The sequence below is a fragment of the Microcoleus sp. A2-C3 genome (genome assembly GCF_036706065.1).
Taxonomy (GTDB): Bacteria; Cyanobacteriota; Cyanobacteriia; order Cyanobacteriales; family Microcoleaceae; genus Microcoleus.
The window spans coordinates 1-25,076 of record NZ_JAUBVX010000044.1 but is presented as its reverse complement, the minus strand read 5'-3'; the positions used below and the strand labels follow the sequence as shown (position 1 = coordinate 25,076).

Sequence of the window (25,076 nt, the reverse complement as noted above, 5' to 3'; positions counted from 1 at the left end):
TTGAAACCAACACCAAAAAGGGGAAATTGAACTTTACTCAACTTCCCCTCTTGACAAACGCTGTATTTTTTGAAGCTATTTCCTAACAAGCCATCTGCTGCCACTCTCTTTCTAGCAAGCGCAGCAGTCTTTCATCGCCCTTGGCTTTGGCTACTTGTTTCCTACGATCGAGAATATTACAAATATGCACCCGGTGAACTTGCGCCAAGTCCGCAAATGTCGGCGAAGATTCAACCGCCGAGTAAGGTGCGCTAGCTGCTACGACATCCTTCTGGGCTTGAAAATCTTGCTTTGTGCTAGAGTTGACGCCCCCGTATTTTTTGGGGACTGCAAGGTGTCTCGGATACCGATAGTTCCAGTCTTGACCCCGATATTTGCCCGCGACTTCGCCTTCTAGTATATCGACTGTCGGAATATCGTACTCGTAGTTTGCGCCGCGATAAGTCAGTTGCATATTTTTCGATCCTTATATTCAGATAAAAACGGTCGTTAGGTCAGGTTTGCTTTTGCTAGCTACAACTATTTTAGTTTCTGTATTCAATTATACTGTTTTTGGACTAAAATGCGTTTTTTTACAAGAATTAATATTTTGAGGGGGAGAAGGCAGGAAAAAACCCGCCGTAGCGGGTTTAATCGAGCTTTGACTAATTCGATCGTACTCAGAGCGAAACAGATTGAGATCCGAAGAACTACCCGACTGTCACTTGATCGGTTTGTACGTTTGTTGCGCCCTCTTCAGCAGAGGCGATCGCCACTAACTTGTCGAGAATTTCCTGACTGGGAACTTGACCTTTGAGAACAACCGTGCTGCTGAGCTGAGCCACATAAACAGTCTCGATATCAGCAACTGCTGAATCGCCGTCAAAAGCCAAAGCCACCCGCTTCGCCAGGCCACTTTCGTCAAAATTTCCGTCTGGGCCGACTTTAGCAGGAGCGATGGATTGCGCTTGTGCTGCTTGCTGTACTACTTGTGCCATCGGTTCAGCCGGGGCTTCAGGCTTTTCGAGTCCGAACAGTCTTTTAAACCAACCCATAGTAGTCTCCTGAAAATACACTTTTTCCAAGATAGCTCTAGAATGCCAAAAGACTCCTAATTGTTGCAAAACTAAGCGAAATTTCTAAAAATGTTTTCCCGGCAGACTTTCAGAATCTAAAATCTCTACTGGTATCCCGATGTTGATGTTGCTATTTTATGTAGGGGACGATCGCTATGCCTTGGATAGCAGGCGCATAGTCGAAGTAGTTCCCACTGTCACGTTGCAAAAACTCCACAACGCGCCCGAATACATTCCCGGTTTGTTTAACTACCGGGGACATCTCGTCCCAGTCATCGATTTGTGCTAAATGATACAGGGTAGGGCAGCCCGCACTTACTTGAGCACGCGCATCGTCTTAGTCTATACTTTCAGATAATGTTGTTCTGCTTCCGACCAATTTAGTTTAAGTAACGAATCATCTCCAACCAGAAACTTGAAACTCGGTTTGGTTACTTTCACGCCCAAAGCGCTAATAATCTGTGATGCTACAGCTTTCGCCAATAGTGGCGGTACAGAATTTCCGACTTGGCGAAAACCGTGCCATTTTGTGACGTGAAATCTAAACCAGTCAGGATATGAATGCAGCCGCGCAGCTTCTCTGACTGTAATGCACCGAGGCGCGATCGGGTGAATTGGCCTTGGCGAAGTATAAGCGCCCCTCGCCCTGTCGGTTCCCGCCCTGAGAGTGTTGCAAACTCCGTCAGGGTGCAGCTTGTAAAAACGGCTGATCGGCTCTTTTTCGCCGTAGGCTGCGGCTGCAAACCTTTCCATACATTCGGGAGAATGTTTGGTGCGCCGACTGCATGAGAGGATTTGTCGATCGTACTGGCGATCGTAAGCATAATCATTTTCAAAATCATCGAATCCACGCAACAAACTCGCGTAATCGCTGCTGCACTTTCCGTACTCCGCTATTACCCAATCTCGGTGCAGTAACTCGCTGTACTTTTCTACTTCCGGCAAATCTCCAATCGCATCCCAAACTGTCGGTACAGCAGGTAAATTAACTTTTTTATAGCGTTTAGGAAGTTTCTTTTTAGGCAAAAAAGTAGTTGGCTGAGGATATTTTGGCAGATCGTAGTCTTTTTTGCAACCAATCAGAAACAATCGTTTGCGAGCTTGTGGTACTCCGTAATGAGCGGCGTTGAGAACTTGATATTTTTCTTCTACTTGATATCCTGCTTCCAGAAAAGAGCTAATTAAAAGATTCAGGAGTTCTTTGTGTTCGCCTGCCACAATTCCCGGCACATTTTCCATGACAAAAAACTTGGGTTTTAGCTCCAAAACTAAGCGCTGAAAGTGGAAAATCAGAGAATTTCGCGGATCGTCTACATCGCGCTTGCCCATCAGCGAGAATCCTTGACAGGGCGAACCGCTGATTACTACGTCGATTTCGCGCCTGCCGATCGCAGATTGTTTCCTAATTTCCGATCCTGTCAGCTTTGAGACATCTTTGCACAATACAGAACACATCGGGAAATTGAATTCGTGGGTGGCGCAGTGGATGGGGTCAATATCGACTGATGCAAGTACATCAAAACCTGCTTGTTCAAAGCCCAGCGTCATGCCGCCTGCGCCGGCAAATAAATCAACAGCGATCGGTCGCTTTTTCCGATAGCTAGGCATAACATTTCAATAGTAAAATTGTTTTAAGAAGCTGTATTTATTTTAACATTTTTGATTATTTCGGCAGCCGCGCGATCGCACACACCGACATCTCCGAGACTTTCCCGCATTTCCCGATAATCCGCCAAGGTTTGCTGGCGTTGATCGGCATTTTGCAGCAATTCCAGGGCATGGAAAACTATATTTTCCACAGTAGCCTCGTCTTGCAGCAACTCTGGGACGATCGGCTTCATTTGCACCAAATTGGGCGGAGAGATAAAAGGAATCGACAATTTCAGAACGTGGCGAGCAATAATCGCCGTAATCCGACTGACGCGGTAGGCTACAACTTGCGGAACGTCGAGCAAAGCTAATTCCAAATTAACAGTACCAGATTTGGCGATCGCAAAGTCGGCAGCAGCCAAGATTTCCAGATTTTGATTTTCCAACAAAGTAGCCCGCAAACCGTAATTCCCAATAGCTTGTTCGATTTTGCTGCGAAAAGCTGCTTGAGAAATCGGAATCCAGAAATGAACCTCCGGCAATTTATCTTGAATAATTCGAGCAGCCTCAAATATCACCGGCATCAGGTACTTGAGTTCTTGCTTTCTAGAAGCGGGAATTAGAGCGACTGACACCTGTTCCGGCTCAATTCCCAAAGTTTTGCGGGCAACTTCCCGGCTGGGCGCAGATTGCATTCTATCCACCAAAGGATGGCCAACCCAACTGACTTGAGAGCCTTTGGCGCGATAATAACGAGCTTCTTCGGGGAAAATCGCCAAAATGCGATCGGCAATATTAACAATCAATTCAGTATTGCGAGGAGAAATCGAGCAAACCCATTCTTGAGGCGCGATGTACCAAACCACAGGCAAATCCGGCAAATAGCGGCGAATGTAGCTACCAATACCGAGATTTGGAGTCAAATAATCAATCAATACAACAACATCGGGGGGTGATTTTTTTAGATATTGTTTAGCTATTTGCTGAACTGCGATCGTTGGCCAAATATAGGGTATAGATTCTATAATACCCATAGAACCAATGCCCACAGTATCGCCTAAAATAGTAGCCCCAGCTTCCGCCATTTGCGGCCCGCCCAATGCAGTTATTTCCAACTCCAAACCAGCGGCGACAGCATGACGTTTTAAGGCAGCAACTAACAAAGCTCCTTGCAAATCGCCCGAAACCTCACCAGTGCTGATAAAAATTTTCATATTTGTTAATTTAACTCTGGCTTTAAACAGGTGAGATTTGTTCTAGCAATTCAGTCACAGCATCATATTGATCTGGCATATTAGCACAGCGCAGCAGTAATTCTAAATCGAGTTCAGGGGAAAATTTACTGCGGGTAATTTTCTCGTAATTTTCACATCTCAAGTAGTAGATAGATAACTGGTGGTTTTGCCTAAACCAAACTTCCCGAACTCCCAATCGTTTGTAAAATTCTAGAGTGTCTATTCCACTGCTAGTAATTACCATTTCAATAGCAATATCTGGGACTATTTTTGGGGTTCCTATGTCATAGGAATCGTCCGGCTCTTTTCTACCTCCCAAATCTCTGTTACCCAGAGTCGGCCCGCCCTTGCCATAAAATCGAATCCCGCTTGCTCTCATGTATGCCTCTAACAGCATACAGAGAGTTTTTTTGATGATTTCGTGTTCCGGCGAGACAGTCATAAGTTGCAGGATGCGATCGAGATAGAAAAATTTTACATTGCCAATATCTTTAAACGCTGATTCTATCGCTTCAAATTGCTCCCAGCTAACATCTGAAAATCTGATGCAGGCATCTTGTTCTGTTTCAGGAGATGTATATTTGACTGAAGTATATACATTCATAACTTAACAATCGTTTAGTTAATAGCTTCATTCTACCTCATAACCAATTTGGCTTTAATACCTCTTAATTCTTGAGTCCCCCTCTGCTGCGGACTTTGTTTGTATAGTCGCGGTTTCAACCGCCGAGTCTTAATTCTTGAGTCCCCCTCTGCTGCGGACTTTGTTTGTATAGTCGCGGTTTCAACCGCCGAGTCTTATTTAACCCAGATTTAGGATGATTCACTTCTTGCTAGGAATCAAACCGCGCCGCCCTTTGCTGATAGACTGCTGTATAAATCTCCGCAGGTGCAGCAAGTGGGGGTTTTCCGGTAACAAATCAAACTGTTCTAAAGCTTGATTGAGAGTGTAGCCAGAATGGTATAAAATCCGAAAAGTTTTCTTTAAAACTAGCAAATCTTCTGGGGTTAAACCGGCGCGTTCGAGGCCTATTTTGTTGATAGCTCGCACTCTCGAAGGATTCCCCTCGACTAGCATATAAGGGGGCACGTCTCGATCGATCCTGCTCAAGCCACCGATCATGGATAAGCGGCCGATGTGGACAAACTGGTGCACGCCCAAAACCCCGCTGAGTCGGGCTTGGGACTCAATTTTAACGTGTCCGGCGAGGGCTACGGCGTTGGCGATGATTACTCGATCGGCAATATCGCAATTATGACCAACATGAACATAGGCCATCAATAGATTATGATTGCCAATTGTGGTGCTTTCCCCCGCTCCAGTAGCGCGGTTAATTGTCACATATTCCCGAATCACATTGTTGTCGCCAATTGTCACCCTAGTCAGAGAACCCTCATATTTCAAATCTTGAGGTTCCAAACCAATCGCCGCACCAGGGAAAATTTGATTATGAGCACCTATTTCTGTTAGTCCGTCGATAATTGCATGGGCACCAATCTTAGTCTCCGGCCCGATTTTCACTCTTTCCCCAATTACAGCATAAGCGCCCACTTCTACAGTCGGGTGCAGGTCGGCGCGGGGATGAATCACAGCAGTTGGGTGAATCAAAGTAAGCATTTGTCAGTTTTTAAGTAGAAGGAAGAAGGAAGAAGGAAGAAGGAAGAAGGAAGAAGGAAGAAGGAATAAGGAAGAAGAAGGAAGAAGGAAGAAGGAAGAAGGAAGAAGATATACACAGCAAGCTTTTTAGCGACCAGTATTTTACGTTATTTAATTAGGTGGATTTACTTAGATGGTAATTAGTAATTAGTAATTGATAATTGATAATTTGCATTTTTGCTTAGCCAAACCGTTATTAGTTGTTAGCTATTACCCATTACCCATTCCCCATTACCCATTACCAATTTCCATTACCAATTTCCATTGCCAATTCCTCATTAGCAAATTTAATCTACCATCGAAAACGTCAATTCTCCTTCACAGACTTTTTGTCCATCCACTTCAGCAATCGCCTGCATTTTTCCGAAGCGGCGGCGTTTTACCCACAGCAATTCTAGAGTCATCAGCAACTGATCGCCCGGTACTACTTGACGGCGGAACTTGACTTTATCAATCCCGGTAAACATCCACAATCCTTGCTCGATGTCCGGTAACTGAGCGAGAACAATACCGCCAACTTGAGCCATCGCTTCGACAATCAAGACCCCAGGCATAATCGGTCTTCCGGGGAAATGCCCTTGAAAATGTGGTTCGTTGAAAGTCACATTTTTAATTCCTACAGCCCGCACTCCCGGCACATAATCAACAATCTTGTCTACCAGTGCAAAGGGATAGCGGTGAGGTAATATTTTCTGAATTTCTTCGAGAGTAAAAGTAGATTTAACCGCTGGAGAATCTTCGCCGTTTTCGGTGGGAACGGATTCAGAATTGGCAGTATTGAGGGTGTTAACTTCAGTCAGCGTGGACATTGCTTGAAGACTTTTGAGTGTGGTATGGAAGAAAGAAGAAGGAAGAAGGAAGAAGGAAGAAGGAAGAAGGAAGAAGGAAGGAAGAAGGAAGAAGGAAGAAGGAAGGAAGAAGGAAGAAGGAAGGCTTTAGTTGTCGTCGCCAGAGAAGAAATTCACTGCAATGGTTTCAGCAATTAAGAACGTCCTAAGCGCCTTCGCCGTTGCTATATAAAGGCAAGGGATCGCGTCTTGGGTTGTGAATTGTAACTGCAAACTATAACTGTAAAGAAAGCTCGAACCTGTTCTAACTTGGTTGTAGCACGGCTGAAGCTTGGGAGTTCAGGGCTTTGGCGAGTTGGACGTGGAGGTTGTGACTGGCTTTGTAAGCCAAGTAATGAGCTTTTGGCAAAGTTCCCAACAGACTGAGGTCGCCTACTAAGTCTAAGATTTTATGGCGCACCGGTTCGTTGGGAAATCTCAAGGGCGGGTTGAGCCAGCCGGATCGATCGCAAACAAGGGCGTTATCTAGGGTACCACCTTTGATCAAACCTGCTTGTCGCAATTGTTCAACTTGCCGAGCAAGTCCAAAAGTGCGGGCTGGGGCGATCGCCGTCGCAAAACTTTCTACCTCTGGCGACCAACTGTACCATTGATTGCCGATCGCCTGTTCCTCAAAATCAATTCCGTAGCTAAACCGAGTTTGATCCGACGGTAGGGCTGCAACAAAAGCATCCCCGTGACGCACCCAAATCGGCTCAGTCAGGACGAATGAGGAAATTTGATCTTCCTGGGATGCTTGAGCAATTAGGCCGGTATGGGCGATCGCCTCTACCCAAACCTGAGCCGAACCGTCCAGCAGAGGCACTTCCGGCCCATCCACCTCAATTCGAGCATTATCCGCTCCCATCCCCGCCAAAGCGCCTAATAGATGCTCTACAGTGCGAATTTGAGCACCTGCGGCACCTACCAGTTCAGTAGAAAGCGCAGTCTGACCAACCGCCTCAATTTTTGCCAGAATTATCGGAGCACCGGGCAAGTCAATTCTGACAAAATAGCGGCCTTCTCCAGCCGCAGCGGGCAAGACTCGGACGCGAGTTTGTGCGCCGCTGTGCAAACCAATTCCTGACAATTCAAATTCAGATTTTAAGGTACTTTGAGTCATGGAAGAAGGAAGAAGGAAGAAGGAAGAAGGAAGAAGGAAGAGGGAAGAGGGAAGAGGGAAGAAGGAAGAGGGAAGAGGGGAAGAATTAGTAATTACCAATCACCCATTACCAATTACTTATTACTCGTAACTAATAACAACTGACCACTGCCAACTGCCAACTGACCACTGCCAACTGCCAACTGCCAACTGCCAACTGACCACTGTCAACTGCCAACTGACCACTGTCAACTGTCAACTGTCAACTGTCAACTGTCAACTGTAATTAGAATCTTTCACCAATCCCAAAGTGAATTTGATTGTCGCCGCTGTCGTTGATACCGTAATCGATCCGGATCGGCCCTAACGGAGATTGAATCCGCACGCCGACGCCGTAACCGTAACCGCTACCGGGCTTTCTGCGGACACCTGCCGGGTCGCCGGGGACATCTTTGCCCGTGCCCAAGTCGGTGCCAGCATCCAAAAATAGCGCTCCGCCGATAAACGAAATAATCGGGAAACGATACTCCACGCTGCCTTCTAGGAAGCTGCGGCCTGCTCCCATGTCGCCTTCGTTGTATCCGCGTACCGAGTTGGCGCCACCCAAGGCAAAGGCTTCGTAGGGAGGCAAATCTCCGAATACGGTGCCGGCTTTTAAACTAAATGCCAGGGTTTGGGGGCCTGCGGTAAAGTTAGTGTACTTGACTGGTAGGTAAAAGCTGTAACTGGCGCGCAGACGGTTGAGCAGGATGCTGCCGGAACCTATAGGAATCGATTGTTCCATGCCAAATCTGAGCAGGGAACCGCTGGTGGGGCGGAGGGGATCGTTACGCCGATCGCGCACAGCACCTGCTTGGATTGTTGTCAAGTCGTCGGAACCGGAATTGCTAAAACTTAGCTGGTTGCCGAGTTCGTCTTTGGATTCTCGTCTGCCTTTACTATCGGTAATTGAGACTCGCTGGTACTGCAAACCGAGTGAAGCTATCCACTCAGAATCTGCAAAAGGATCGCGCGAGAGGGGACGGGTAAAATTGATGCCGCCGCCGGTGCGGACGATGCGGGGTCGATCGTCATTTGCCAATCTGACTTCTCTCTCGCCACCGTCAAAAATCACGCTGATCGATCGTCTTCTAAAAACATTAGCCGTGAACGAAGTCCGGTAAGGATCGCCCGCAATCCAGGGGTCAGTAAAACTCAAGTCAAACAGGGTTTGGCGTTCCCCGATTTGTACTTCAGCCCCCAATTTTTGGTTCCTACCGTTCAAGTTTTGCTGCTGGTAACTCACCGTACCGAACAAACCCGTCGCGGAACTCAAACCCGCACCCGCAGCCAGAGAACCAGTATTTTTTTCAATGACGTTCACAATTACCCTTGCCTTGCGGGGATCAGTAGTTCCCGGTTCCAAGGCCAGCCGCACGTCTTCAAAAATCCCCAAACCAAACACCCGCCTCAAATCTCTTTCCGCCTTGGTGCGGTTAAAGATGTCTCCGGGCTTGAGTTGTACTTCGCGGGTAATCACATAACGGCGGGTGTTACCTCCGATCGGCTGACCGGTCGCATCCGTTGCCTCTCCCTCCTTGCTCAGAAAGCGGACATCAACGGATTCGATCTGGCCTTCTGCCACTACCAGGGTGACAGTACCGTCATCTGCGACTTGCGGCGCATCAGTGATTTGGCCCAAAACATAGCCGTTTTCTTGATACCAGGCATTAATTTTTTTCACTCCCTCCTCAAAGCGGCGGAGGTTGAGAATTTTGCCGTACTGATCGCGGAAGCTGTCGTCAATTATGGTTTGGGGCAGCACTTGCTGACCGGTGATTTTGACTCCCCGCAGCACCGGATTTGGCTGCACGATAAAAGTCACCCGCACGCCCAATGGGGTGTCTTGGGGTTCTGCCCGCACGTTTCTGAAAAAGCCTGTGGCAAAAATGGCGTTGATGTCTTGTTGCAGTTGGCTGCGGTTGGTCGTGCGTCCCGGTTGGGTGCTGATGACTCGGTAAATCTCGCTTTGCAGGTCTCCCGTTGCCCCGGTAATGGTAACTTCGGCAACTAGCACTTGCGGTTCTGCTGCCCCGGCTGGTGCGGGGGCTGGTCTGGGCTGCGGTGCTGCTGGGCCCGATGGCAATGTCGGAACGGTGTTAGCTGGTGGCCTGGTCGGGGCTGGTATGGGGGGAATTTGGGCGTTTTGAGCGATCGCCCCTGATACTTCTGGGGCCTGTCTGGGAGAAACTTGGATGTCTTGAGCGATCGCCCTTGATTCATCCTGTTTCCGAGGCTCTACCGCAACCCAGGCGGGCAAAACTGCGGTCTCCGAGGGGGGGAGCGGGCTAGCCATTTGTGCCTCTGGCAGAGCGTTTTGGCTGCTAGAGGCGAGGGGATTGGATGCTATCTCAGGTTTGAGTTGCAGGTCAACGGGCGAAACCGGGGTTGCCGGGTCTGTGACTCGGTTTGGTTCGCGATCGTCTTCTCCTCTACCAGGGGCCGCCACTATTTTTAGGGCTTCCGCTTTGCTGCTTTTAGCTGCTTTGCGGTTTTGAGGAAGATTTTGGGTTAATTCTGGAACGGGGCGATCGGATAATTCGATCGACGGGGCGGGGGTAACGGCAGTCAAAGCTTCCTCTGTTGATTCAGAGTAGGATGTTTGACCGCTTGCCGAATTTGATAGTCCGAATGTTGCTGAGACAGTAAGAACTGCCACCAATACAGCAGATAAGCGCATTTTTGTTCACTCTTTTGGGCAATCGACACACACCACATTATTCGTCATTAGTCATTAGTCATTAGCCATTAGTCATTAGTGATTAAGTCGGTTGAATTTCGCGCTGACCGCTAATTGATGACTGTTGACCGCTGATTGCTGACATCGAAGGTATAACGGTTACAAACTGCGCAATTGTAGCGCATTTCAAGCCTCTAGACTTTCTGAGCTAGAACCCGCTGGAGAACTTGCTGGTAAGCGGTTTCTACCGATCCCAAGTCGCGGCGGAATCGGTCTTTGTCCATCACACGGGCGTCGGGGTCGGTTTCTGCGTTGTCCCACAGGCGGCAGGTGTCGGGACTGATTTCGTCGGCGAGAATCAAATTTTGATGTTGGTCGATACCAAATTCCAGTTTGAAGTCTACCAGGGTAATGCCGCACTGGGTGAAAAATTCTTTGAGTATTTCGTTAATTTCGCGGGCGGCGATTTCTAGTTGGTCTACTTGTTCCGGGGTGGCTAGCTGCATTAACTGCAATCGGCCGCGGGTCAACAGCGGGTCTCCCAAATCGTCGTTTTTGTAATAAAACTCGACCAGCGACGGATTGACAATTGTACCGAGGGCGATTCCGGTTTGTTTGCACAGACTACCGGCGGCAATGTTTCTGACGACGACTTCTAAGGGCAAGATGCGGACGCGGCAGACTCGCATTTGATTGGGGGCGGGCGTGTCGATGAAGTGGGTGGGTATGCCTTTGGCTTCTAGCATCCGAAACAGGTGGGCGGATATGGCATTGTTGATTTCGCCTTTGCCGGTGATGCTGCCCCGTTTCTGGGCGTTAAAGGCGGTGGCGTCGTCTTTGAAGTGGGTCAGCAAAATTTCGCTGTCTTCGGTGGAGTAGAGGATTTTGGCTTTGCCTTCGTAGAGTTTGCGTCCGGCTGACATGGCGATTAATAATGTAGTTGAGTTTTAGATTTTACCGTAGCTCGATCGGGCATAATTGGCGAGTTTTTGCCGATCGACCAAAACTCATGCCCCCAGCAGTGGCGACTACGCCTGCGGATAGATACTGCGATCGGTTGAGGCATAATGATTCTTGACAAAGCACAATAGAGATTAGACCTGCTGGGTTCGCGATCGTGCTGACTGAACCCCGCCAAGGATACTGTCGCTTAAAAAACATCTATAAAATGGCTAATTTATGGAAGGAAAAAAAATTCATATCCTCTTAGTGGAAGATGATGAGGTAGATGTGATGAACGTCCGGCGAGCGTTCAAAAAAAATAACATCGTCAACCCCCTGTACATGGCGGAAAACGGATTAGAAGCTCTGGCTATATTGCGCCAAGAAAGCAAAATAGAGCCGGCAATGCCTCAAGCGCGCCGACTGATTTTGCTCGACTTGAATATGCCGAGAATGAACGGCATTGAATTTTTGCGAGAATTGCGGCTGGATGAAACTTTGAGGTCGATTCCCGTGATCGTCCTCACCACTTCTAATGAAGATAGAGATAAGGTAGAAGCTTATAATTTGAATGTAGCTGGCTATATTCTTAAGCCTGTCACTTTTTCTAACTTTGTGGAAGTTATGGCTACTCTCAACAAATACTGGATGCTGAGTGAAATTCCCTAAATTTTCTAAAATTTAACCAAAATTTTTCCAGGTGGCTGTTGTGACTTTTTTGGGCGGTACATTTGTATTAATTAGTTGGGATAATCACAGTTTTCTTGTATTAGTGCAAGCGTCCCCGATTGCTAGATATAAGCTCGCACTTCCAATAAACGCTTTTAAATCTCCGCACAGATGCTTCACATTCATCTTTGCTATGCCGGAGCTTTTTCAGCTCAATCCACAATTCGGTTGTTATGGACAAACTTCTTAAAATTCTGATAGTTGATGACGATGAAGTCGATCGGATGACGGTCAAACGCTCGCTCAAGTCTGCTGGGGTTTCGGTAGAAGTTACTGAAGCAGAAGACTGCGCCGATGCTCTGGCAAAACTATCGGTCAGCAAAAGTTCTAGTAGAGCAGCGGCGAAACTCTCGCATCCAGATAAATCTCAACAGTTAAGCGAGGTTGAGGAAACAGAAAATTCGCTATTAAATCAGATATTTGACTGCAAATTTGACTGCGTATTCCTCGACTACCGCTTGCCGGACGGAGACGGACTGAGTTTGGTAAAAAATGTACGGGAATCTGGGCTGAAAGTTCCCTTAATTGTGCTCACCGGGCAAGGTGATGAACAAATTGCTGTGGAATTGATGAAGGCTGGAGCTTCTGATTATATCGCTAAAGGCAAGATGTCTGCTGATAGTTTGTCCCGCAGTTTGCAGAATGCCATTCGCGTTTACCGCGCCGAATCAGAGGCGTTTTATACCAGTCAAAAATTTAAGGAAAGCGAGGAACGATACAGGTTAGTTTTAGAGGGAGTGAACGACGGAATTTGGGATTGGGATTTAAGTAAAAATGAGGTTTATTGGAACGATCGCCTTTTGGAAATTATCGGTTTGGCGCGATCGCAATTTGGCAGCACTATGGATGCTCTCTACCACCGCCTGCACCCAGAGGACAAGGACGGCATCATCCGGGCGATCGGCGCTCACTTAGAACAACAAATAGACTACAATGTAGAATTCCGACTGCTGCACTCCTCTGGTGCTTACCGCTACTGCACTTCTCAGGGAAAAGCTCAGCGAAATTCCCAAGGAAAAGCGCTGCGGATGGCAGGCATGATTAGCGACATTAGCGATCGCAAACAAGCCGAATACGCTCTAGAAAGAGAACGGCAGCAACTGAAACAAATTATTGCCTGCGTGCCCGTAGCAATGGCGATGTTCGACACAGAAATGCGCTATTTAGCTAACTCTCACCAATGGCTGACTCAATTTAATTTCGAGTGGCAGTCCCTGACTAATCTCAATCATTACGAATTGTTTCCAGATACGCCAAATCGGTGGAAAATGATGTATCAACAAGTGTTAAAGGGTGAGGTAGTTTCTGTGAGCGAAGATGCTTGGGAACGAGCAGACGGCTCTGTGATGTACCTGCGCTGGGCAGCTCACCCTTGGTACAATCCCGACGGGAAAGTGGGGGGAATGGTGATGGTAGCCGACAAGATTAATGAGTTGGTGGAAGCGCGGGAAACAGCCCTGAAAGCGAGCCGGGTTAAGTCGCAATTTTTGGCGAATATGAGTCACGAAATTCGCACTCCGATGAATGGGGTTTTGGGCATGGCTCAATTGCTGCTGCGCGCTCCTCTGGAACCGAAACCACGGGAGTGCGCTCAGACTATTTACCACAGTGCTGAACATTTGCTGAGCGTAATTAATGATATCCTCGATTTCTCTAAGATAGAAGCTGGAGAATTCCGGCTAGAAAAGGCTGATTTTGATTTGGATATCTGCCTGGAATCGGTGATAGAAATGGTAGCGCCTTTGGCAGAAAAAAAAGGTATTGAATTAAATATTTTAGTTGACAGTTCGGTGCCGAAAAAGTTAGTTGGCGACTCTGGTAGGTTGAAGCAAATCTTGCTAAATTTGACGGGAAATGCGATAAAATTTACCGATAGCGGTCAAGTTTTTGTTCACATAAATGTCAAGCGGGATCGGCAACTGGCAGACTGCAAACAAGGGGGGAAATTGCTATTTTCGGTGCGGGATACAGGGATGGGAATTTCGCCGGAAGGCCAGACAAAACTGTTCCAATCTTTTTCTCAGGTAGACGCTTCTCCGACTAGGCTGTACGGTGGCACGGGTTTGGGTTTGGCGATTTGCAAGCAGTTAGTAGAGATGATGGAAGGTTCGATTGGGGTGCGCAGTTTTCTCGGCAACGGTTCGACTTTTTGGTTCGCTGTACCTTTGGAAAAACAGTTGCAAGTTGAGCCTCAGACTCCCAAACTTGCGGGCAAGAAGCTATTAGTAGTCTCTGCAAGCGCTTTGAGGCGGGCGGCGGTGCGATCGCTCGCTCAAAGTTGGGGTGCTCGCTGCGACGAGGCAGAAACTGCTGCTGCTGCTTTGACTTGGTTGCAAAATTCTCAGGGCGGGATCGATCGGCATTCGGCGACAGGGGAAAAATGCTGCGATGCGGTGCTGGTGGATTTGCAATTGCCGGATTTGGATGCTGAGGAATTTGGTTTGAAAGTGCGATCGCTCTCAACAGTTGGCTCGTTAATCGCCATGACTGCTTTGCGGGAACAGGCGAAAGCTGAAGCACTTTGTAGTGTGGGGTTTAGCGGCTATTTAATCGAACCAGTGCGGCCTTCTCGCCTGCTTGAAGCTTTGCTGGCGTCGGTTAAGGAAAGGGGAGAGTTTGGGAGCTTAGAGGCTGCTAATACTTGCAATTTCCCAGCAGTTGATTCTCAATATATAACTCCTAATTCGCCGTCATCGCTGAGAATTTTGCTCGCAGAAGACCACCCGATCAATCAACAAGTTATTGTCGAACAATTGGCAGCTTTAGGCTATCAGGCTGACTGCGCCGCTAACGGTCAAGCAGCGCTGGATTTGCTGGCAGAAAAAGCCTATAATTTGGTGTTAATGGATTGTCAAATGCCAATACTTGACGGTTATGCAACGACAAAAAAGTTGAGGGAACGAGAAAAAGGCGATCGGCATACTTTTGTGATTGCTTTAACTGCTCACGCAATGCCGGGGGAACGAGAAAAGTGTCTGGCGGCTGGGATGGACGATTATCTCAGCAAACCTGTAGATTTAGATGCTTTGGCGACGGCGCTGAAAAAATATGAATCCCAAAATGTTGAGTTTAAAAATAAGTATGGAGTTAAAAGTATTAATTTGGCAGAAAATCCTCAATTAGTAATAAAGCATACAGAAATTTTGGAAGAAACGGAAGTTGTGGCTGTGCCGGCACCAAGGGCGATCGCACCTCAAGCTTGGGAACACGCAGACTGCGACGGACTGTTCGACAGGAACCGATTGCAGCAACTCGGACGGGTTAATGTTAAATTGCCCGATCGACTTTTGCAAGCATTTGTCGGCAACGCACAGGCTGATATAGCTGCTGCCAAAATTGCCGTAGAAGCTAGAGATTGGCAAGCTGTGGAATATCAAGCACACCGTCTAAAGGGAACTGCTGCTAATGTGGGAGTTGCTCTAATGTCGGATTTAGCGGCACAATTGGAGCATCAAGCGCGAGGCTTTCAATCTGAACCGCTAGCTTCGGGATTGTTAACTATTGAGGGCGTTGAAAACATATTAGTGAGTTTGTCGAGTCATTTAGCACGGGTTAAAAAATTTGTAGAAACTCGAATGTTTGGTTGATATTTAAGTCTGTTTTTTAGTTATTGTAGGGTGCGTCAGGGCGGATTTTTTGACAAAAAACGAAGAATGTTCTCCCTGACGCACCGGCTCAGTTTCCTCTGTGTTATCTGCGGTTAATGTAAAAAATCGATGAGTTTATCTATGACTTACGATACCGATACAAACCCTATTTTATATACCGATTCATTAGAAAACAATGGAGAAATTCTAACGCCTTTGAGGGCTTTTGCTCAGGAAGTTTTATTGTATGAAAACAATGCTATTTCTGGGGAAACTTCTGTAAATGCTGTGCCGTGTCCGTCCGACGAAATTGATATTTTTTATGTTGAAAATCTGGTAGCAAAAGTAGCTCGCTGCTGTCGAGAAAGCAAAATCGGTAAAAAATTACCAACAGCTTTTTATATTCACATTTCCGCTTTATCCGCACTCAACCCTGTACTTAGAATTTACGAAAATTGCGCCAGACAGCATCTCGAAAATATTGATGAAGCAAATTTAGTTAAATTCTCACTCCAGCAACCTAAAATCTCTTATCTTTTTTACCCCGATTTCGATACAGATGCTCACCCTGCTTTGCAAGCCAGCATCCAAATTAATCTGGAAACTGGGGAAGTTAAATATTTCGATTACAGCAACAGCGAAAATCCCCCGGTTTTGCACCGAAAGGAAACTTTTGTAACTGCGGATTATCCCAATTACGAAAAATTTGCTCGACTGACTCGCAGCGAGCAAAAGTGGGGACTCTTGGACAATACTAGCGTGATCGGCACTCGCGATGGTTGGCTCAAATATTTGGGATATTGCGGTGTAGAAATTCAAGATCATGCTGTTGTCGAATGTTTGAAACAGGATAATAGTGAGCTTTCAATTCCTAAAATTGAACGCCACAAGGCTGCTATGGTACGAAACTCTGTTTCTAAACCGGTGCGTCTGGTTTTGGAATCGGATTTGTTTTTGGATGGGATGACTTTTTTTGATTACGGTTGCGGCTATGGCGGCGATGTTAAATATATTGCGGGAGAGGGTTATGTGGCGGCGGGTTGGGACCCGTACTATCAGCCGGAGACTCCGCGAATTTGTGCGGATATTGTGAATGTTGGTTATGTAATTAATGTGATTGAATCTTTGGGGGAACGCCGAGAAGCTTTGTTGAATGCTTGGGATTTAACTAAGAATTTATTGGTTGTGGCGGCTCAGGTTTTGATTGATGATGGCGATCGCGGTCAAATTGCTTATGGGGATGGGGTGATTACTTCTCGCAATACTTTTCAGAAGTATTACGAACAGCAAGAGTTGAAGGTTTATATTGACCAGGTTTTGAATGTTGATGCGATTCCTGTGGCTTTGGGGATTTATTTTGTGTTTCGGGATGCGACGGCGGGTGAGGGTTTTCGGGCTTCTCGGTTTCGATCGCGCTTATCGACTCCCAGAGTGCGATCGCAAGTCAAGCGATTTGAGGATTATGCGGAAATACTGGCTCCTCTAATGGCTTTTGTGAGCGATCGGGGGCGTCTTCCGGTGAAAGGCGAATTAGCAGAAGAATCGCCAATTAAGCAGGAATTTCACAGTTTTAACCGCGCTTGGAGGGTGATTTTGCAAGCTACCGACGCGGATGATTGGGAAAAAATCGCCGACAAGCGCCGCCAGGATTTGCTAGTATATCTCGCTCTCAACCGTTTGGGCTATTCCCTACAGGATGAGGATGCGGTGCGCCCTTCGATGCGCCGGCTTCCGCCTCAAATCCGCAATGATATTAAGGGTTTGTTTGACAGTTATCAAAAAGCTTGCACTTTGGCAGATTTAATGCTATATAGTTTGGGCAAAGCTGATATTGTGGCGGATTGTTGCGAAGATAGTGCGATCGGCTATAAACAACCCGGTTCCCTTTCAGTTCACGTCTCATGTTTAGAAGAACTCGACCCTTTGCTGCGACTCTACGAAGGCTGCGCTAACCGCACAATTGGCAGGCTTGACGGCGCTACAATTATCAAGTTTCACACTCGAAAACCGCAGATATCCTATTTATTTTATCCCGATTTTGATACTAACCCGCATCCAGTCCTCCACAGGGCTATGCACATACATTTGCGCGACCTTTCTGTCAGCTACGAAGATTATTCAGATGCGTACAATCCGCCAATTTTAGTTAAAAAAGAAGCTTTTGTTAATCCTAATTATCCGCATTACGAAAAGTTCGCGAAACTCACTCGCCAAGAGGCAAAGTTAGGGATTTTTGATGGTTCTGTGGTTAAGAAATATCGGGAATGGGTGAAGTGTTTGGAGGACAATTGCGTTAAAATTAAGGGCCATAAGTTGTTTTGGCGATCGGATGTTGACCCGGAACGCTTGAAAATGTTGCAAAAAGCTGCTTCGGAACGCCAGCAGAAAAAGATTGAGTTGAATGCAGGAAAGATTGAAGGAACCGCAGAGGCCGCAGAGGCCGCAGAGGAAGGGAAAGAGGAGGGAGAGGAAGAGGAAAAATAGACCTATTGCATTCCCAAGCTTTCAATTCCTTAAATTATCTGCGTTGCATCTGTGTTTATTTGCCTTACATCTGCGGTTTCTGTTATTTGTGGGACACGGGATTTCCGTTTCCTGTTTTTTATCATCAAGCAAACTTAATCTTCAAATAATCATCCTCCATCTTCGCCCCCGAAGGTTGCAGCGCCGCTAAAGCTTGCGGCAAAACCATATTGCGGCGGTGATTCCCAATCCGAACATTCAACTCATCTCCCGTTTTCGTCAACTGAATCTGATCCTTCGCAATTCCCGGCAAATAGAGTTCTAGAACGTATTGATTATTGTCCTGCACAATTCTAATCGTATTTTCTGTGTAATAAACTTTGCTTGGGTCTTCATCTGCATAAAGCGTTTCTTTCAATCGTTCCAATGCTGGCAAACCGCACATTTCCTCGGAATAAAGTGGCACTTCTTTTACAGGAAGCGGCCGAAAATTTTCGTGAATTTCCTGACGGTACTTCTCCTGGCTCTCTTTCCAGCGCTTGAAAAATGGATCGGTTACTTCTTCGGGAATAATTCGATTAGCTACGATTAAATCTGTGGCAACATTGTACAAACTCAAATAAGCGTGAGCGCGCAAAGACTCTTTAATTACCATTTTTTCGGGATTTGTAACTAACCTGACCGAAGTCACAGTATTGTCAGTTAAAATCTTTTCCAAAGCTTCGATTTGCTCATAAAATTCATAAGGTGCATCCATCACCTCTTTGTCTGGCAAAGAAAAGCCCGCAAGTGGTCGAAAAAACGGTTCAACTAAAGGTCTGAGGGCAACAGATATGCCTTGCAATGGCTTGTAAAACTTCCTCATATACCAGCCGCCAACTTCTGGCAAACTTAGCAGTCGCAATGCTGTGCCTGTGGGTGCAGAATCGATAATTAAAACATCATATATTCCCTCATCGTAATGCCGCTTCATCCGCACCAAACCAAAGATTTCGTCCATTCCTGGCAAAATGGCTAATTCTTCTGCTTGTACACCCTCAAGTCCCTGCGCTTTCAAAACTTGAGTAATGTATCGTTTGACTGCTCCCCAGTTGCCTTCTAATTCCCTGAGAGCGTCCAATTCTGCTCCCCACAAGTTGGGTTTTACGAGTCGAGCGTCGTGTCCGAGTTCCATGTCGAAGCTGTCGGCTAGGGAGTGGGCGGGATCTGTGCTCAGCACTAGGGTTTTGTATCCCAATTCGGCGCATCGCAGCCCTGTAGCAGCGGCTACGGAGGTTTTGCCGACGCCGCCTTTTCCGGTCATTAAGATTAAGCGCATTGATTGTTTAGCTCGCCTGCAAGTTCTGTTTACTTTTTCTATTGTAACGGAATGTAACTTTATGAGACTGAGACAAGAAAATATCAGGCCGTGGGGTGCTGGTGGGGCGTCGGCTGGCGTGGCTGGGGTGTCGCTTAAACGCTTGAAATATGGTAGAGGCGATGATAAATCTTGTGAGTTTCCTCGTCCGACAGGGGTTTAAACCCCCGCCAGACTCCAGGAAACCGCCCGTAAATCAACGAGACTATCATCAATTCGTACTCTTTCTCCCCGCCTTCTGCACCGGAATAGCAACTTTCTGCGGCTGCTTCTTCGCTGAAAACATCCCAAAGAAATCGTGCAGCAAAATATAAAAACACGGAATGATAAACAGCGTCAGCAGCGTCGCTAGGGACAAACCGGAAAACACCACAACCCCCAAAGGTTGCAAAAACTCTGAGCCCTCTCCAATTCCCAAAGCTAGCGGAAATAAACCCAAAACTGTGGTGATAGTTGTCATCAAAATTGGCCGCAAACGTTGAGGTGCAGCCCTGAGAATTGCTGTCGCGCGATCGACCTTTTCGTCTTCCAGAATTTGGTTTGCCAGTTCCACCATAATAATCGCATTGTTTACCACAATCCCCACCAGCAAAATCGCCCCCACAATCACCGTCGCGCCGATCGCAGTTTTAGTCACATACAGCCCCAAAATCCCGCCAGCCAAAGCCAGAGGAACCGTCAACATAATCACCAGCGGATCGACAAGCGAATTGTACTGCACCGCCATCACCACAAATACCAAAAACGCCGCCAAAGAGCCTAAAATAATCAGCGAACTTTGCAATTCCCGGTTAGTTTCCGCCGCCGAACTCGGAATCACTCGCACTCCCGGCGGCAATTTGATGTCCGCCAAAACAGCATTTACTTGTTTCAAAGCATCCCCCAAACTCGCACCCTTATTAATATTCCCAGCAATCAAGAAAACTTGGCGCTGGTTGAGTCTTTGAATTTCTCCCGGTGCTTTTCCCACCTCAATACTCGCCACGTCGCCCAAGCGAATGCGAGCGTTATTCCTCGCAGTTAAAGGGATAAATTTTAGTTCAGAAATTGACTGGATAGAAGCGCGATCGAACTGTACCCGCACATCAACCAAACGGTTTCCCCGCTGCAACTGCGTGGGAACAGCACCTTGAATTGCTGTCTGAATAGTTTCTCCAATTTCCCTCGCACTCAACCCGTAGATTTCCGCTTGTTCCCAATTCGGGCGAATTTGCACTTCCGGTTGCGGCGGATCGGTATCCGGGCGAAAGCTGGCTAACTTTACCTTCTTTTCCAAAGTCTCCAAAATGTCGCGGCCAGCTTGCAGCAATACCTGCTCGTTTTCGCCCTGAAGCATAACATCAACCTCCGCACCGCGCACCGGAGAATTAGTCAAAACCAAACCGCGCACATTTTCAGGAATCAGTCGCAACCGAGTTCCTTTAGGTATATTAACTTTCTTCAATTCTTGATTAACTTTTTCCACAAAAGCTAAAGTATCGCTGCCTGCTTTTAGTGTAATATTGCTGCCACCGCGCAGCAAATTCTCGCTCGTAGTAGTGCCGAACAACAGCCCGCCCACCGTAGTCAAAGAGTATTCAGTTTCCGGCTGACTGAGTAGAATTTTATCGACTTCCGCCATCACTCTTTGATTGGTTGCCAAATTAGTACCTGCCGGAAACAAAGCAAATAATCTCGCTTGACCGGTACTAATTTGAGGTAAGATTTCCTGGGGAATTTGACCAGCCATCTGCCAACTGCCGCCGCCCAATATAACAATCGCCAGTACAACTACAATTAACCGCCACCGCACTATTCCTGATAAAAATTTCCCGTAGCCGGCGGTAGCATTGGTAAAAGATCGGTTGAATGCTTGCAGCGGCCAAAAGTTGCTCAAACCGCTGGATACGGGCAATGCTAGCAGTCGAGAAGCCATCATCGGTACAACAGTTAATCCGACAATCAAAGACGCGGCGACTGAAAAAGTGATGGTGAGAATTAGCTCGTTAAACAGCAGGGAAACTAAGCCGCCGATCAGCAAAAATGGCAGTACGGCAACTAAGTTAGTAATAGTGGAGGCAAATAAAGCTGATTCTAATTCTTGGCTGCTATTTTCTGCTTGCTGGATCAACTGTTTGTTACTTAATCCCTGGTTTTTATGATTGCTAGTTCCTTCGACAATATTTTCCAACATAACGATCGAGTTATCGACCACAATGCCCACACCGAGCGCCAAACCTCCTAAACTAAAGATATTCAGAGACAGATGAAAAAGCCCCATCAGGATAATCGCCATTAAAGTTGCGAGGGGAATTGCCAAGACAATAATAAAAGTCTGGCGCAGGGAAGCGAGGAACAACAAAACTGATGCACCAGCTAAAGCAGCCCCAGTCAAACCTGAAAATACGACGTTGCTGATAGAATCTCGGATGAATTTAGACTCATCTGAGGTAGTGACTATTGTGGTGCTTTCGGTGATTAATCTTGATTCTTTTAATTCTTCGAGTTTCTTTTTTATGCCATCTACAACTGTAATCGTGTTTGCGTCCGGCTGTTTTTGAATGCTGATTTTCACAGCGGGTTTTTGATTGAGAAATACTTTAACTCGTTCTTCTTCTGTCCCGTCAATTACTTTGGCGAAATCTCGTAAAAAAACTCGTTTTGGCGGAGTGGAACCAGATACTTGAAAGGAAATTTCTTGGATTTCTTTGGCACTCCGAAATCGTCCGACTGTACGGGTTAAAGGTTCTGCCGATTCTTGTCGCAGCCGCCCGCCGGAAGTATCGATATTGCGGGCTTCGAGGGCGTTTAAAACATCGGAAATACTAACGCCTAAAGATTGCAAGCGATTTAAATCAATATTTACTTGAATTTCTTCTTGTACGCCGCCGGCAACGTCAACTGATGCTACTCCGGGAATTACGTTTAATTCTCGGGATAATTCTTCGTCGGCAAATACGCGCAAATCAACTCCTTGCAGGGAGTTGGAAGTGAGGGCAAATTCGTAAACAGGCTGCTGGGAAGGGTCAGCTTTGAACAGCCGGGGGGCTTCAACATTGTCGGGAAGTCGGTTGCGGATGCGGTTGACGGCGGCGGTGGCATCGTTGAGGGCTTGGTCAATGTTGCCGCCGGGCTTGAAGAATAAATCGACGCTGACTTGTCCTTCGCGGGTGCGGGAAAATATTTGGATGACTCCTTCGGTGGCGGAAAGTCCTTGTTCGAGGGGGCGGGTAACTTCGTCAACTGCGACTTTTGGGGAGATTCCGGGGGCGTCTAGGCGCACGCCGATGCGGGGATAGGTGATGGAGGGTAGCAAGTCAACGGGCAGTTGGGTGATGTAGAAAAGACCTACGATGATAATTGCTAGCGTCAGCATGAGGGTGCCGATGTGGCGGCGGATTGAGATGCCGCTAATGCTGAATCCGGGTTTGTCGGCGGTCATTGGATTTTAGGTTTTAGATTTTAGATTTTAGATTTTAGATTACTGCGTCAGTCAGCCTGCGAAGGAATGAGTCGGGGGGATTCCAACCAAGTTATTTGAATCGAGCTTTATTTTTTATCGGGAGCGATCGAGTATTGAGACTTCGCATTTTGCCATTATAATAAATTTTAATAAATTTTCAATAAAGTTTGTTAAATATTTCTTGAGAGGTAGTCGATCGCCCGCAATCAAAATTTGCTAAAGTTGCGATCGACTGATAACTGACAACTGGTATCATGTCCTGTCAATTAACCGCGATATCTCGGTCGGGGCGGGTTTTTGAGATTGTCAATTTTTGGCAAATATTGTTGGTGAACCCGCCCTTACCAGATTCGGGGTAATCGACCGGACAGAATAGACAAGATTGCAGAAATCTTCGAGTCATAGAGCAACCGCAGATATCGAGCAGATCAACACCGATTGACGCAGATGGTTTCAGGGTATTTTCGGATTTTTGCAATCTTGTTTAATATGTCAACTGTCAACTGTCAACTGTCAACTGTCAACTGTCAACTGTCAACTGACTACTGTACTTGACTGCCGTGGGCGCGCGGGTCGGAGCTACTTGTTTTCACAGGCCCTGTGGCGGGAGTAAAATCAGAAACTTGACCGGAAGCTTGCGAGTGCGGTATTGGTTTTTCTGCAATTAAAGCATCTAAATTATCTTCCATAATACTGCGTGGCATTTCGCCGATCGTTTCTGCAACGCTGCTGCCTTTATTGTTCAAGTAGACAAAGTGTGGAATGCTATCAACTCGATATTTGGTGATTTCTGGCAGCCATTTGTCGTTATCTACATTCAGCATGACAAAATTCAGCGGTTCGACGTATTTCTGTTTGATGGCGCTCAGATCGTTAGCCATTGCTTGACAGCTACCGCACCAATCAGCATAAAATTCCATGAGTGTCGGCTTGCCGTTTACTAAAGCTGTTTCTAGCGGTGCGGAGGCTTTTGCCATTTCGGTGAGACTACTTGATGGCGTTTGAGTTCGTAGTCCCACAAAGATAGATACTGAAAGGGCGATCGCAGCTAATACGATCAATAAGTTTCTGACGCGCGCGGCGACGTTTATTTCGGAATTTTTGGGTGTGGGGGCAGCAGTTGAGTTCGGCGAATTTAGACTCATAAAATAAATGGTGATTTTATTTTTATGTTTTTATTTTTAATAACAGATACAGATTATACCACATTTTGAGATAATCAGACCAATCTTATAAAAAAATTGGCTAATACCAGTAATTAGACCAAGTGCGTTAAAACTTAAGATCAGAAAGATTGTTTGTAAATTACCGAGGTCAAAGTGAAAAAACGGGTAACGCTGACGTTTCCCCAACGATCGATCCAAATGCCTGTCACCTATCGACTGGCAAAGGATTTTAATGTTGCAGCCAACATTATCCGCGCTCAGGTGGCTCCAAATCAAGTGGGCAAACTGGTGCTAGAGTTATCAGGGGACATTGACCAACTAGAAGCGGCGATCGACTGGATGCGATCGCAAAGCATCGGTGTTTCCCTAGCCAGCCGGGAAATACTCATTGATGAAGACATCTGCGTTCACTGCGGCTTGTGCACCGGGGTTTGCCCGACAGAAGCCTTGACCCTTGACCCAGAAAGCTTTAAACTAACGTTTGCTCGATCGCGCTGTATCGTCTGCGAGCAGTGCATCCCTACTTGTCCGGTGCAAGCTATTTCTACTAACCTCTAAAACCACCCATAATTTATCGGGATCATCTTTTTTAACTGGTTTCCCTAATCTTTTCATCAGATGAGAAAAAATTCTTGGCTTTCGCTCACTCTACTTTTTACTACTTATTTCATTTTTGGCTGGAAATTATCAGAGTTTGATATTCCTCCGCACCTGACTTGGTTTTTAGCCGTAGGTGCTATTTTAGTGTTAGCTATCGCCTTGTCGTTCCCGCTGAAGGACACAAAAAGATGGATTATGCGGTGGATTTCCAGTGATGTCGGGGCTTTTATTTCGATCATTTTAGGAGCTTTTTTGGCAGTTATAGTTGTTACCTGGATGCACCTATTTGTGACTGGTTTAGTCTTGACTTCAGCCGGAGCTTTGGCCAGACTCGATATTCAAATATTTGGTCACCAAAGATGGCGGACTTTTGTGATATTAGCTGCTGTTTCTCTGACTGGTGCGGGGTTGGGTGGAGCGATCGAGTTTTGGTCAAAAACGGGCAGATTGGGAATATTCCAAGGGTAATCAGGAATTGGTAATCGGGAATTGGTAATTGGGAATTTCTTTCCTCTTCCCTTTTCTTGCTGACCGGAAAACGAGACGCAAGCCCCTGGCTTTAGACACGGGGAAAAGTCGGCAGCGGTTTCAACCGCCTTCATTTT

At 46.7% G+C, this 25,076-nt stretch carries 22 protein-coding genes; 8 read left to right on the top strand and 14 right to left on the bottom strand.

Going from position 1 to position 25,076, the window contains the following annotated elements; all coding sequences use genetic code 11:
- Positions 1-82 precede the first annotated feature (82 nt).
- Both QUB66_RS21730 and QUB66_RS21725 read right to left on the bottom strand, forming a co-directional pair.
- A complete protein-coding gene (locus QUB66_RS21730; RefSeq protein ID WP_332970175.1) occupies positions 83-454 on the bottom strand; it encodes a DUF4278 domain-containing protein in 372 nt (123 codons plus the stop codon).
- Between the two features lie 235 nt (positions 455-689).
- On the bottom strand, positions 690-1,034 hold the full coding sequence (locus tag QUB66_RS21725; protein ID WP_265236791.1) for a BON domain-containing protein: 345 nt from the start codon (positions 1,032-1,034) through the stop codon (positions 690-692).
- Positions 1,035-1,179: 145 nt separating this feature from the next.
- On the opposite strand from QUB66_RS21725, the gene QUB66_RS21720 reads away from it, so the two are divergent.
- Entirely contained in the window at positions 1,180-1,344 is a 165-nt protein-coding gene (locus tag QUB66_RS21720) for a chemotaxis protein CheW (RefSeq protein ID WP_332970174.1), read from the top strand.
- Between the two features lie 53 nt (positions 1,345-1,397).
- Here the strand turns inward: QUB66_RS21720 and QUB66_RS21715 are convergent, their stop codons facing one another.
- From QUB66_RS21715 to fabZ, 5 genes are all read right to left on the bottom strand, one after another.
- Positions 1,398-2,663, bottom strand: coding sequence for a DNA cytosine methyltransferase (locus QUB66_RS21715; RefSeq protein WP_332970173.1), 1,266 nt, complete (start codon positions 2,661-2,663; stop codon positions 1,398-1,400).
- Between the two features lie 23 nt (positions 2,664-2,686).
- Positions 2,687-3,859: a lipid-A-disaccharide synthase gene (lpxB, locus tag QUB66_RS21710; RefSeq protein WP_332970172.1), complete on the bottom strand. Its 1,173-nt coding sequence runs from the start codon at positions 3,857-3,859 to the stop codon at positions 2,687-2,689.
- 22 nt (positions 3,860-3,881) lie between these two features.
- Positions 3,882-4,484, bottom strand: a complete 603-nt coding sequence (locus QUB66_RS21705) for a Uma2 family endonuclease (RefSeq protein WP_265236784.1) — start codon at positions 4,482-4,484, stop codon at positions 3,882-3,884.
- Between the two features lie 219 nt (positions 4,485-4,703).
- Complete coding sequence (gene lpxA, locus QUB66_RS21700) at positions 4,704-5,498, bottom strand: acyl-ACP--UDP-N-acetylglucosamine O-acyltransferase (protein ID WP_265236782.1); 795 nt, start codon at positions 5,496-5,498, stop codon at positions 4,704-4,706.
- A 326-nt stretch (positions 5,499-5,824) separates the two neighbouring features.
- Positions 5,825-6,346, bottom strand: a complete 522-nt coding sequence (gene fabZ, locus QUB66_RS21695; RefSeq protein ID WP_265236780.1) for a 3-hydroxyacyl-ACP dehydratase FabZ — start codon at positions 6,344-6,346, stop codon at positions 5,825-5,827.
- Between the two features lie 24 nt (positions 6,347-6,370).
- Here fabZ and QUB66_RS21690 point away from each other — a divergent pair, with 24 nt between their 5' ends.
- Positions 6,371-6,523 (top strand): hypothetical protein, encoded by a 153-nt coding sequence (locus QUB66_RS21690; protein WP_332970171.1) that lies wholly within the window; start codon positions 6,371-6,373, stop codon positions 6,521-6,523.
- 106 nt (positions 6,524-6,629) lie between these two features.
- Here the strand turns inward: QUB66_RS21690 and lpxC are convergent, their stop codons facing one another.
- Positions 6,630-7,487: a UDP-3-O-acyl-N-acetylglucosamine deacetylase gene (lpxC, locus tag QUB66_RS21685; RefSeq protein WP_265236775.1), complete on the bottom strand. Its 858-nt coding sequence runs from the start codon at positions 7,485-7,487 to the stop codon at positions 6,630-6,632.
- Here lpxC and QUB66_RS21680 point away from each other — a divergent pair.
- Positions 7,486-7,617, top strand: a complete 132-nt coding sequence (locus QUB66_RS21680; protein ID WP_332970170.1) for a hypothetical protein — start codon at positions 7,486-7,488, stop codon at positions 7,615-7,617. The genes lpxC and QUB66_RS21680 overlap by 2 nt on opposite strands.
- A 135-nt stretch (positions 7,618-7,752) precedes the next feature.
- On the opposite strand, the gene QUB66_RS21675 is transcribed toward QUB66_RS21680, so the two are convergent.
- From QUB66_RS21675 to QUB66_RS21665, 3 genes are all read right to left on the bottom strand, one after another.
- The gene (locus tag QUB66_RS21675) at positions 7,753-10,185 is read right to left on the bottom strand and encodes a BamA/TamA family outer membrane protein (RefSeq protein ID WP_332970169.1); all 2,433 of its coding nucleotides are present in this window, start codon (positions 10,183-10,185) and stop codon (positions 7,753-7,755) included.
- Positions 10,186-10,379: 194 nt separating this feature from the next.
- Positions 10,380-11,108 carry a phosphoribosylaminoimidazolesuccinocarboxamide synthase gene (gene purC, locus QUB66_RS21670; protein WP_265236768.1) on the bottom strand — a complete coding sequence of 243 codons (729 nt, stop codon included), beginning with the start codon at positions 11,106-11,108 and terminating at the stop codon, positions 10,380-10,382.
- Between the two features lie 31 nt (positions 11,109-11,139).
- Complete coding sequence (locus QUB66_RS21665; protein ID WP_265236766.1) at positions 11,140-11,346, bottom strand: hypothetical protein; 207 nt, start codon at positions 11,344-11,346, stop codon at positions 11,140-11,142.
- Positions 11,347-11,364: 18 nt separating this feature from the next.
- Here QUB66_RS21665 and QUB66_RS21660 point away from each other — a divergent pair, with 18 nt between their 5' ends.
- The 3 genes from QUB66_RS21660 (at position 11,365) to QUB66_RS21650 (ending at position 17,927) form a co-directional block, all read left to right on the top strand.
- Positions 11,365-11,796: a response regulator gene (locus tag QUB66_RS21660; RefSeq protein ID WP_265236764.1), complete on the top strand. Its 432-nt coding sequence runs from the start codon at positions 11,365-11,367 to the stop codon at positions 11,794-11,796.
- 233 nt (positions 11,797-12,029) lie between these two features.
- A complete protein-coding gene (locus tag QUB66_RS21655) occupies positions 12,030-15,443 on the top strand; it encodes a response regulator (RefSeq protein ID WP_265236762.1) in 3,414 nt (1,137 codons plus the stop codon).
- Positions 15,444-15,584: 141 nt separating this feature from the next.
- Positions 15,585-17,927 (top strand): DNA phosphorothioation-associated putative methyltransferase, encoded by a 2,343-nt coding sequence (locus tag QUB66_RS21650; protein WP_332970168.1) that lies wholly within the window; start codon positions 15,585-15,587, stop codon positions 17,925-17,927.
- 124 nt (positions 17,928-18,051) lie between these two features.
- On the opposite strand, the gene QUB66_RS21645 is transcribed toward QUB66_RS21650, so the two are convergent.
- The 3 genes from QUB66_RS21645 to QUB66_RS21635 all read right to left on the bottom strand — a co-directional run bounded on the left by QUB66_RS21645 (position 18,052) and on the right by QUB66_RS21635 (position 23,850).
- A complete protein-coding gene (locus tag QUB66_RS21645) occupies positions 18,052-19,224 on the bottom strand; it encodes a TRC40/GET3/ArsA family transport-energizing ATPase (protein WP_265236759.1) in 1,173 nt (390 codons plus the stop codon).
- Between the two features lie 250 nt (positions 19,225-19,474).
- Positions 19,475-22,684, bottom strand: a complete 3,210-nt coding sequence (locus tag QUB66_RS21640) for an efflux RND transporter permease subunit (RefSeq protein ID WP_332970166.1) — start codon at positions 22,682-22,684, stop codon at positions 19,475-19,477.
- Positions 22,685-23,247: 563 nt separating this feature from the next.
- On the bottom strand, positions 23,248-23,850 hold the full coding sequence (locus QUB66_RS21635) for a thioredoxin family protein (protein ID WP_265236755.1): 603 nt from the start codon (positions 23,848-23,850) through the stop codon (positions 23,248-23,250).
- Between the two features lie 174 nt (positions 23,851-24,024).
- Here QUB66_RS21635 and QUB66_RS21630 point away from each other — a divergent pair, with 174 nt between their 5' ends.
- Together QUB66_RS21630 and QUB66_RS21625 are read left to right on the top strand one after the other, a co-directional pair.
- On the top strand, positions 24,025-24,429 hold the full coding sequence (locus QUB66_RS21630) for an NIL domain-containing protein (RefSeq protein WP_265236753.1): 405 nt from the start codon (positions 24,025-24,027) through the stop codon (positions 24,427-24,429).
- A 60-nt stretch (positions 24,430-24,489) separates the two neighbouring features.
- Positions 24,490-24,939, top strand: coding sequence for a hypothetical protein (locus QUB66_RS21625; protein ID WP_265236751.1), 450 nt, complete (start codon positions 24,490-24,492; stop codon positions 24,937-24,939).
- The last annotated feature ends 137 nt before the right edge of the window (positions 24,940-25,076 follow it).